Below are 11277 nucleotides of genomic sequence, written 5' to 3'. Positions count from 1 at the left end.
CTCACAAAACGCGCTCTCTGACGACCCGCGGCAGATCGATGCCGTAAATCCGCCGCACCGAAGGTATCTGGGCCAGAGCGGCGGCAAGGAGAATGGCGCATGCCACCACCACCGGTGTCGTCGGCTGCATCTCGAGCCGCACATGGTAGCCGCGACTGACATAGGTAGACAGCAGCCGGTCTGCGAGCAGTGCACCGCCCAGAACGCCGAACGGAACCGCCACAAGGGCGAGGCTGAAGTTTTCGGTGGCGATCAACCGGGACAGCATGCCGGCACCCATGCCCTCGGCATGCAACGCGCTGAGTTCGCCAAGGCGCTCGGATATGTTGGCGGACATCGCGTTGTACAGCAGGGCGGCGGCCATGACGGCGGCGAAGGCAAGCATGATGTCGACAAGGGTGTCGTAGAGGCTGAAGGCCTGCCGCATGGTCGATGCCAGCGATGTCGTCGATCGATACGCCACGACTCCCGGTATCGCTGCTATCCGGTCGCCGGCCACACGACCGTCGATCCCCGGTCTGAGCTTGATCAGCGCGCCATTGAGCGGCGGCGGATCCGCTTGTGCTTGCAGTTGGTTCAGCGAGATGTAGACGACCGGCGAGAACGGTTCGTCGACGAATCCCGCCACCCGCTCGCTGAGTTTGAGCCGCGACTGCGGCATCGCTATCTCGATGCGGTCCCCCAACGAGACGGACAGCGTGTCGCGCAGGCCTGCCCCGAGTAGAACCCCGTGGTCGGGCAGGTGATCAGCGCCCGATTGCCCTGGGAACGCGTGCATTTGGGTGGGCGACCTCAGCCCGACCAACAAGGTCTGATATCGGTGCGCACCAGCGGAAACGGTGACGCCGTGGGAACTGAAGGCTTCGGCCGCGACGATGTCGGGATCCGCACGCAGCTTGTCCAGGACCGCGTCGGCAGAGCCGGACACCACGACTTCGCCATCTTGCCGCTCGATCTGGCCGAACTGCCTGTGCACCATGCCGGGAACTGTGTCGCGCATGCCGGCGAACACCATCACCAAGATGATCGAGGCCGCCACCCCGGCCACCGTGAATGCCGATCGCCGACCGTTGCGCAGAATGGCCCTCAGCATCATTCGCCATCGCGCCGGGATGCGTTCAAGCGCCGGAGCCGCGCGTCCACCGATGCTGCGACGGCCCCGGTGCATGGGAGGGGCCACGCGCATGGCTTCCGCGGGCGGCATTCTGGCGGCGGCATGGGCCGGCGCCACCGCGGCCACCAGGGCGACGGCGACGGCGGCGACGGCCGCGAGCAGGTAGGTGAGTGGATGCATCGATGTGAGGTGCATCGGCAGCGCGATCGCCTCGGTGTACTTGGTCGTGATCCATTGTTCGAGCAGGTAACCACCGAGCAGTCCGGGAATTGTCCCCACTACGGCGCAGGCGAGCCCGTATCCCAAATAGTGTCTGCGGATTGCGCCCGGCGAGAGTCCATTGGCGACCAGCGTCCCGACGATGGCTCGCTGCGCCGAAACAATCCGGGAGAGCAGCACATAGGTGCCCAGTACGACGGCCGCGAGGAACAGGAACGGCAGGATCCGGGCGAGGGTGCCGAACTGGACGACGTCGTCACGCAGGGTGAAGTAGGAGGCCAGCTGCTCGCGGGGAACGAACTGCATCCCGGCGCTTCGCGCGAGCTTGCCGACCGCGGCGGTCAGGGCGTCCGCGGCGGAGCGGTCCTGCGCGTAGACGGCAATCTGTTCGACCGGATCCGGCAGCGCGCGCCGCAATTCGCCGTCGGGTAGGAAGACCACACCGAAATCCTCAGGGGTGGTGAGGATCTCCTGACCGGAACGCGCCGGCCACAGGTACTCGGTCGACAGGGCCGAGCCCGCGATCGTAAAGGGCTGCCACCCCTGCCGGCCCAACAGTTCGACGGTGTCGCCGGGGCGAAGGTGGTAGTGCTCGGCGACATGCTGCTCGACGACCAGCTGCCCCGCGTGGGGGAGCGCGCCGGTCCGCATGTCGAGCAACGACACGTTCGGCTGCCGGGAATCGGGCACGCCGACAGCGCGGCCGTACAGCGCGTGCTGGTTCACCCGGATGCCGACGTCGGCTTGATGGCGGATGTCGACGAGTGGCCTGCCCGGCATCTTCGCGACCGAGTCGCTTAGCCCGGCCGCGCCGGGGCCCGACACGATCGCGTCCGGCAAGCGTTGGGTGGTGTAAGAGCGGTCGAAGGATTGATCGAGATTGTGGTAGCCATCGGTGGTGGCGACGAACACGGCCACGCCGATGGCCATGATCGCGGCGATGGCCGCGAAGCGCCATCGTTCGCGCCATACGTCACGGCGCACTTTGCGGCGCAGCGCGCGGCTCACCAGTCCAGTTCCGATGCGTCCACTGGGTTCTGGTTGACCTCGGACTTTCTGATTGAGCCGGAATGCAGCCATAGGACACGGTCGGCCATGCGGGCGATTTCGGAATTGTGGGTCACCACAATGACAGTTTGGGGAACAGCCTGCCGACCGTTTCGTGCCAGGTCGCTCAACGCGGCCAAGACCTGTCGGCCGGTGACCAGATCGAGGCTCCCGGTGGGTTCGTCGCACAGCAGGAGAGGGGGCTGCTTGACGATCGCCCGGGCGATGGCCACTCGTTGCTGCTGGCCGCCGGATAGCTGCGCGGGGAAGCGGTCCGCGATGTCATCGACACCCACCCGTTCCAATGCGACGCGACTGCGGGATCGGGCGTCGGGTCCAGTCAGCTCGGCGAGGATTTCGACATTCTCGCGGGCCGTCAGTGTGGGCACGAGGTTGAAGAATTGGAAGACGAAGCCCACGTTGTCGCGGCGGTATCTGGTGCGGAGTTTGCGGCTCAGCTTGCCGACACTTTGTCCGCCGACCTCGACCGCCCCATTCGACGGCTGATCGATTCCCCCGATGATGTTGAGCAGCGTCGTCTTTCCCGAGCCCGAAGGCCCCAGGAGTACCACGAACTCGCCGGCTCGGACTTCCAAGTTCACCTGATGCAGAGCGACGACTCGGGTGGGTTCGGCGCCGTAGGTTTTGCCGACGTTGATCAATCGCAACGCCAGCGATTCGTCGGAGCGAGGCCTGTGCACGGAGATCGGATACTCTGCGCTCACCCGCTCACTATTTCATCTCCGCCGGTGGGTGACGCGATCGTCCTGATGGCTCCGGGATCACCGGCCGGCGTGTTTTTGGCGCCGGCAAAGGGTTCGCCAGCTCAATCCCGCCGCCACGGCCCCGGCCTGGGCTGTGCCTGCCCGCGGTATCGGCCTCGCGCCGTCATTTCCACACCGCAGTTTCCCTGGCACCCCCGTACCAGACGAAGCTTTGCAGGACGTCCACAGCGTGTTCGGCCGGGGCGTGCGGGAAGGTATTTAGACGAGCGTGGAACTATGCGCCCATTTTCTGCGACCAAACATAAAGTCTGGCGCGGCAGGCCGGGGTGGAGGTGATGGCGAGTCGGGCCGAGAAGTGCGGAGCCCTGACGATGCGACCTTTTGCGACTCCACGAAAAGAAGGGCCTATGAATTCTCCGGCGTCTCCGTACGAGGGGTGGCTGAGCGCGCCGGCGGCGTGGCGGCGCCGAACCGCGGGAGCGTGGCGACGGGGAGACCGGGGGATCAAGTTTTGAAAATGACAATGATTTTCAGTAAGCTCCGATGAGCCGACTCTGAGAGGGGCCATCACATTCTTGCTTTGCCACCAGTGACCAGGGATAACGCGCCTATGGACCGGTCACGGACCGGAGCTGATCGGATGCCTCGGGCGAACCCGAGAGCGCCTCGACAACGAGCTTAGGCAATGCTAACTTCAGGCAGTTAGGTTAGGGGAGGCTACATAGATGGAAAAAGCGGCCGTGGAACGTGGTGACAGCGGCGTGCTCGCAGCTCAGCCCGTCAATTCTCGCTCGGACGGCAGGGTGGACGGCGACGTCGTCAGCCGGTTCGCCACCTGTTGTCGCGCGCTCGGCATCTCGGTCTACGACCGTCAGCGTCCCGCCGACCTCGACGCGGCGCGCTCCGGTTTCACAGCGCTGACGCGCATCGCCCACGACCAATGCGACGCCTGGACCGGGCTGGCCGCCGCGGGCGACGTCTCGCTGCGCGTGCTGGAGGCCGTATCGCGCACCGCGACCACTGCGGGCAGGTTGCAGCGCCAGGTGGAGCTGGCCCCCGGCGCCCTGGGCTTCCGCTACGACACCGGTCTGTACTTGCAGTTCCGCGCGGCCACCCCGGATGAGTTCCACCTCGCCTATGCCGCGGCGCTGGCTACCGACGGGCGGTTTGCCGAAGCGCACGAGATCGTCGCCGGTCTCAGCGAACGCCGCCCCGGCTGGCGCGAGGCCCGCTGGGTCGCGGTCGTCATCAACTACCGCGCCGAGCGTTGGTCGGACGTCGTCAAGCTGCTGACCGCGATCGTCAACGACCCCGATCTCGACGAGACGTTCTCCCACGCGGCGAGGGTGACCCTGGGCATCGCGCTGGCCCGGCTGGGCATGTTCGCGCCGGCGCTGTCCTACCTCGAGGAGCCCGAGGGCCCCGTCGCCGTGGCGGCGGTCGACGGCGCGCTGGCCAAGGGGCTGGTGCTGCGCGCGCACGTCGACGAGGAGTCAGCCAGCGAAGTACTGCAGGACCTGTACGCGGCCCATCCCGAGAACGAGCAGGTCGAACACGCCCTGTCCGACACCAGTTTCGGGTTTGTGACCACCACGGCGGATCGCATTGCGGCACGCACCGACCCGTGGGACCCCAACACCGAGCCGAGTCCCGGTGACTTCGTCGACCCCGGAGCCCAGGAGCGCAAGCACGTGCTGCTCGCGGAGGCCGAACGCGAGCTCGATGAGTTCATCGGCTTGGAGCAGGTCAAAGACCAGGTGGCCCGGCTCAAGAGTGCGGTGGCCATGGAGCTCGTGCGTAAGGCGCGCGGACTGGAGGTGGCGCAGCGCACCCACCACCTGGTGTTCACCGGGCCGCCGGGCACCGGCAAGACCACCATCGCTCGCGTCATCGCCAAAATCTATTGCGGCCTAGGGCTTTTGAAGAAGGAGAACATCCGGGAGGTGCACCGCGCCGACCTGATCGGCCAGCACATCGGCGAGACCGAGGCCAAGACCAACGCGGTCATCGACAGCGCACTGGACGGGGTGCTGTTCCTCGACGAGGCCTACGCGCTGGTGGCCACCGGCGCCAAGAACGACTTCGGGCTGGTGGCCATCGACACCCTGCTGGCCCGGATGGAGAACGACCGGGATCGGCTGGTGGTGATCATCGCCGGGTACCGGGCCGATCTGGACAAGTTCCTCGACACCAACCAAGGCCTGCGATCGCGGTTCACCCGCAGCATCGAATTCCCGTCTTACAAGCCGGCCGAGCTCATCGAGATCGCGAACTTCATGGCCCACAAGCGCGACAGCGCTTTCGATCAGGCCGCGCTCGAGCATCTCGAGGCGTTGTTCACGCACCTGGCCGAAATGTCGAAGCCCGACTTCAATGGCGTCGAACGCCGCGGCCTGGATATCGCGGGCAACGGCCGGTTCGTCCGCAACGTGGTCGAAAAGGCCGAAGAGGAACGCGAATTCCGGCTGGATCACTCCGCGCACGCCGAATCCGGCGAGTTCACCGACGAGGAGCTGATAACGATCACCGACCAGGACGTGCAATATTCGGTCGAGCCGCTGCTGCGAGGCCTGGGCCTCGAGGTGCCGGCATGACGACCAATAACCATGAGCCCGAAGCGGACCGGCGCTCGTTCACCTCGCGGACCCCGGTCAACGACAACCCCGACAGGGTCGAATACCGCCGCGGTTTCGTCACCCGCCATCAGGTGAGCGGCTGGCGCTTCGTGATGCGCCGCATCGCCTCGGGCATCGCCCTGCACGACACCCGGATGCTGGTCGACCCGCTGCGCACCCAGTCGCGCGCGGTGCTGATGGGCGCGGTCATCCTGATCGCCGGCCTCGCGGGCTGCTTCGTGTTCTCGCTGATACGGCCCAACGGGACGGTGGGCAACAACGCGGTGCTCGCCGACCGCTCGACCGCCGCGCTGTACGTGCGGGTCGGGGAGGACCTGCACCCGGTGCTCAACCTGACCTCGGCCCGGCTGATCGTCGGCAAGCCGGTCAACCCCACCACGGTGAAAAGCAGTGAGCTGGACCGGTTTCCGCGGGGCAACCTGATCGGCATCCCCGGCGCGCCGGAGCGCATGGTGCAGAACGCCTCGCACGACGCCAACTGGACGGTGTGCGACGCCGTCAGCGGGACGTCCCGGGGCGCCCACAGCACGGGCGTCACGGTGATCGCAGGCCCGCCCGACGGCAATGGCGCGCGGGCGACCGCGATCCACGCCAATCAGGGCATCCTGGTGGACAACGGCACCACCACCTGGCTGCTCTGGGACGGCAAGCGCAGCCCGATCGACCTGGCCAACCACGCCGTCACCAACGCGCTCGGCCTCGGCGTAGGAAACTCCGAGGTGCCCGCGGCGCGGCCGATCGCGCAGGGCCTGTTCAACGCGATACCCGAGTCCCCGGCGCTGACGGCGCCTTCGATCCCGAATGCTGGTGCCCCCGCTGGCTTCTCGGTGCCGGCACCGATCGGCGCGGTCATCGTCTCCTACGGCTTGGAGCCGAACTCGTCGGGCACCCTGCGTTACTACGCGGTGTTGCCCGACGGCCTGCAGCCGATTTCGCCGGTGCTCGCCGCGATCCTGCGCAACTCCAATTCCTATGGGCTGGAACAACCGCCACGGCTCGGCGCTGACGAGGTGGCCAAGCTGCCGGTGTCTCGGATGCTGGACACGAGCCGCTACCCCGATCAGCAGGTTGCCCTGATCGACGCGGCGAAGAGCCCCGTCGCCTGCGCGTACTGGAGCAAGCCGTCCGGCGCCGCAACGAGCTCGCTGAGCCTGCTGTCCGGGTCGGTGTTGCCGGTACCGGATGCGGTGCGCACCGTGGACCTGGTCGCCGCCGGCTCCCAGGGCACCGCCACCCGCGTCGCCCTGGCGCCGGGAACCGGCTACTTCGCCCAGACGGTGGGCGGCGGGTCGGCGGCACCCGCGGCCGGTTCGTTGTTCTGGATCTCCGACACCGGGGTGCGCTACGGCATCGACAACGAGTCGGAGAGCGGGCCCGGGGCCGTCGGACACGGGAAAACGGTTGAGGCGCTTGGCCTGAACGCGCCCGCGGTGCCGGTCCCGTGGTCGGTGCTGTCGCTGTTTGCGCCCGGCCCGACGCTGTCGCGCGCCGACGCGCTGCTAGCCCACGACGGCCTGGCGCCCGACGCCAAGCCCGGTCGCCCGGTTGCGGCCCAGGGAGAGGGACGATGAGTCGACTGATCTTCGAGGCCCGCCGCCGGCTCGCGCCGCCGGCGACGCGCAAGGGCACCATCACCATCGAGGCGCCCCCGGAGCTGCCGCGGGTGGTTCCCCCGTCGTTCCTGCGCCGCGCCATGCCCTATGTGCTGGTGATCCTGATCGTCGGCATGGTGGTGGCGCTGGTGGCCACCGGCATGCGGGTGATCTCCCCGCAGACGCTGTTCTTCCCGTTCGTGTTGCTGCTGGCCGCGACCGCGCTCTACCGCGGCAACGACAACAAGACCCGCACCGAGGAGGTCGACGCCGAACGCGCCGACTACCTGCGTTACCTGTCGGTCGTGCGCGACAACATCCGCACCCAGGCCGCCCAGCAGCGCGCGGCCGCGGAGTGGTCGCACCCGGATCCGAGTGCGCTCGCGGCGGTGCCCGGCTCGCGACGCCAGTGGGAGCGCGATCCGCACGACCCCGACTTCCTGGTGCTGCGGGCCGGTCGTCACCACGCGCCGCTGGCCACCGCGCTGCGGGTCAACGACACCGCCGACGAGATCGACCTGGAACCGGTGTCGCACAGCGCATTACGCAGCCTGCTTGACACCCAGCGCACGGTCCGCGACGTCCCGACCGGAATCGACCTGGCCAAGGTCTCCCGGATCACGGTGCTCGGCACCGAAGACGAGGTGCGGGCGGCGCTGCGCGCCTGGATCGCCCAGGCGGTGACGTGGCACGACCCCACGGTGCTCGGCGTGGCGCTGGCCTCGCGGGATCTGGAAAGCCAGGACTGGTCCTGGCTGAAGTGGTTGCCGCACGCCGACATTCCCGGCGAGCTCGATGGGGTGGGCCCGGCCCGCTTCTTGTCGACGGACCCCGACGAGCTGATCGCCATGCTGGGGCCGGCGCTCGTCGACCGCCCCGCGTTCACCGGTGCACCCGGGGATGCGTTGCGCCACTTGCTGATCGTCGTCGACGATCCCGACTATGACCTCAACGCCTCGGCACTGGCGGTGGGCCGGGCGGGAGTGACTGTCGTGCACTGCTCCGCCACGCCCCCGCACCGGGAGCAGTATTCGGATCCGGAAAAGCCGATCCTGCGCCTTACCGGCGGCGCCATCGAACGCTGGCAGACCGGCGGCTGGCAGCCCTACGTCGACAGCGCGGATCGACTCGGCGCGGACGACGCCGCGCACCTGGCCCGGCAGCTGTCGCGGTGGGACTCCAACCCGACGCATGCCGGCCTGCGCTCGGCGGCCACCCGCGGCGCGACTTTCACCACGCTGCTGGGCATCCCGGACGCGTCGCGGCTGGACGTGCCGACGCTGTGGGCGCCGCGCCGTCGCGACGACGAGTTGCGCGTCCCGATCGGCGTCACCGCGACCGGCGAGCCGTTGATGTTCGACCTCAAGGACGAGGCCGAGGGCGGGATGGGGCCGCACGGTCTGATGATCGGCATGACGGGGTCCGGGAAGTCGCAGACCCTGATGTCGATCCTGTTGTCGCTGTTGACAACCCATTCGGCGGACCGGCTGATCGTCATCTACGCCGACTTCAAGGGCGAGGCCGGCGCCGACAGCTTCCGCAACTTCCCTCAGGTCGTCGCGGTGATCTCGAACATGGCCGAGAAGAAGTCGCTGGCCGACCGCTTCGCCGACACGCTGCGCGGCGAGGTGGCCCGACGCGAGACACTGCTGCGGGAGGCCGGCCGCCGAGTGCAGGGCAGCGCGTTCAACTCGGTGACCGAATACGAGAACGCGGTAGCGGGCGGGCACGACCTGCCGCCGATCCCCACCCTGTTCGTGGTCGCCGACGAATTCACCCTGATGCTCGCCGACCATCCGGAATACGCGGAGCTGTTCGACTACGTGGCCCGCAAGGGGCGCTCGTTCCGCATCCACATCCTGTTCGCGTCCCAGACGCTGGACGTGGGCAAGATCAAGGACATCGACAAGAACACCTCGTACCGCATCGGTTTGAAGGTGGCCAGCCCCAGCGTGTCGCGCCAGATCATCGGCGTCGAGGACGCGTACCACATCGAATCGGGCAAGGAGCACAAGGGCGTGGCCTTTTTGGTGCCGGCGCCCGGCGCGACCCCGATCAAGTTCCGCAGTACCTACGTCGACGGCATCTACGAGCCACCGCAGGCGGCCAAAGCCCTAGTGGTGCATTCGAACCCGGAGCCCAAGCTGTTCACGGCCGGCATGGTGGAGCCCGACATCGGCACCGTGATATCCACGGGCGAGGACGAGGATGTCGCCGGACCGCCGCGCAAGCTCATCGCGACCATCGGCGAGCAGCTGGCGGGATACGGGCCGCGGGCCCCGCAGCTGTGGCTGCCGCCGCTGGACGAACCGATCCCGCTGACCGCCGTGCTGGCTCGCGCCGGCGTGGCGCCGGGGCAGCGCCGCTGGCCGCTCGGTGAGATCGACAAGCCCTTCGAGATGCGCCGCGACCCGCTGGTCTTCGACGCCTCGTCGGCGGCCGGCAACATGGTGATCCACGGCGGCCCGAAATCCGGGAAATCGACCGCGCTGCAGACGTTCATCATGTCGGCGGCCAACCTGCATTCGCCGCGCGAGGTCACGTTCTACTGCCTGGACTACGGCGGCGGGCAGCTGCGCGGGCTGGAGGACCTCGCACACGTGGGCAGCGTCGCCTCGGCGCTGCAACCCGAACGCATCCGCCGCACCTTCGGCGAGCTGGAGCAGCTGCTGCTGTCGCGGCAGCAGCGCGAGGCCTTCCGCGACCGCCACGGCTCCGCGCCGGACGACGGCTACGGCGAGGTGTTCCTGGTCATCGACAACCTCTACGCGTTCGGCCGGGACAACACCGACCAGTTCAACACCCGTAATCCGTTGCTGGCCAAGGTGACCGAGCTGGTCAACATCGGCCTGGCCTACGGCATCCACGTGGTCATCACCACCCCCAGCTGGCTGGAGGTGCCGCTGGCCATGCGCGACGGCCTCGGACTGCGGCTCGAGCTCAAGTTGCACGACGCGCGGGACAGCAACGTGCGGGTGGTCGGCGCGCTGCGCCGCCCGGCCGACAGCGTTCCGCACGACCAGCCGGGCCGCGGATTGACCATGGCCGCCGAGCATTTCCTGTTCGCGCTTCCCGAGCTCGACCAGGTGGCCGCGATCAACGCCCGCTACCCCGGGGTCTTTGCACCGCCAGTGCGGCTGCTGCCCACCAATCTCGCGCCCGACGCGCTGGGGCCGCTCTACCTGGGCGCGGAGTCGGTGGTCATCGGTCAGCGCGAAGAGGACCTCGCGCCCGTCGCCGTCGACTTCGCCGAGAACCCACTGCTGATGGTGTTCGGCGACAGCAGGTCGGGGAAGACCACGCTGCTGCGCCACATCATCCGCACCATCCGCGAGCACTCCACCGCCGACCAGGTGGCGTTCACGGTGCTGGACCGCCGGCTGCATCTGGTCGACGAGCCGCTGTTCCCCGACAACGAGTACACGGCCAACATCGACCGGGTCGCCCCGGCCATGCTCGGGCTCGCCAACCTGATCGAGTCTCGGCGGCCGCCGGCGGGCTTGTCGCCGGCGGAGCTGTCCCGCTGGACGTACCAGGGCCACACGCACTACCTGATCATCGATGACGTCGACCAGATCCCGGATGCGCCGGCGATGAGCGGTCCGTATGTCGGGCAGCGGCCGTGGACCCCGCTGATCGCCCAGCTGTCGCAGGCCGGCGACCTGGGCCTGCGGGTGATCGTCACGGCGCGCGCCACCGGGTCGGCCCACGCGTTGATGACCAGCCCGTTGCTGCGCCGCTTCAACGACCTGCAGGCGACCACGTTGATGCTTTCGGGCAACCCGCAGGACAGCGGCAAGATCCGCGGGCAGCGGTTTGGCCGGTTGCCCGCCGGTCGGGCAATTCTGCTGGGCGACAGCGACATTCCGACGTATGTGCAGTTGGTCAATCCGCTAGCCGGTGAGGCCGTGATGTCCGGTGAGACGCAACAGAAGGGGAGTTAG

The 11277-nt window shown here is 68.1% G+C and carries 5 protein-coding genes; 3 read left to right on the top strand and 2 right to left on the bottom strand.

The annotated features are described in order from the left end of the window. Position 1 precedes the first annotated feature (1 nt). Both BST11_RS14175 and BST11_RS14170 read right to left on the bottom strand, forming a co-directional pair. Positions 2–2341, bottom strand: a complete 2340-nt coding sequence (locus tag BST11_RS14175) for an ABC transporter permease (protein WP_158086791.1) — start codon at positions 2339–2341, stop codon at positions 2–4. Next, the gene (locus BST11_RS14170) at positions 2338–3105 is read right to left on the bottom strand and encodes an ABC transporter ATP-binding protein (protein ID WP_244897649.1); all 768 of its coding nucleotides are present in this window, start codon (positions 3103–3105) and stop codon (positions 2338–2340) included. The genes BST11_RS14175 and BST11_RS14170 overlap by 4 nt, the downstream gene beginning before the upstream one ends. Before the next feature lie 740 nt (positions 3106–3845). Here BST11_RS14170 and eccA point away from each other — a divergent pair. From eccA to eccCa, 3 genes are read left to right on the top strand one after another with little or no spacing between them, the layout of a single operon-like run. Next, on the top strand, positions 3846–5699 hold the full coding sequence (eccA, locus tag BST11_RS14165) for a type VII secretion AAA-ATPase EccA (protein WP_083138600.1): 1854 nt from the start codon (positions 3846–3848) through the stop codon (positions 5697–5699). Then, a complete protein-coding gene (eccB, locus tag BST11_RS14160) occupies positions 5696–7312 on the top strand; it encodes a type VII secretion protein EccB (protein WP_083138573.1) in 1617 nt (538 codons plus the stop codon). Before eccA ends, eccB begins: the two co-directional genes overlap by 4 nt. After that, positions 7309–11277: a type VII secretion protein EccCa gene (gene eccCa, locus BST11_RS14155; RefSeq protein WP_083138572.1), complete on the top strand. Its 3969-nt coding sequence runs from the start codon at positions 7309–7311 to the stop codon at positions 11275–11277. Before eccB ends, eccCa begins: the two co-directional genes overlap by 4 nt.

Origin of the sequence: Mycobacterium alsense, assembly GCF_002086635.1 — a bacterium.
Lineage (GTDB): Bacteria > Actinomycetota > Actinomycetes > Mycobacteriales > Mycobacteriaceae > Mycobacterium > Mycobacterium alsense.
This window is presented reverse-complemented; position numbering and strand designations above follow the sequence as displayed.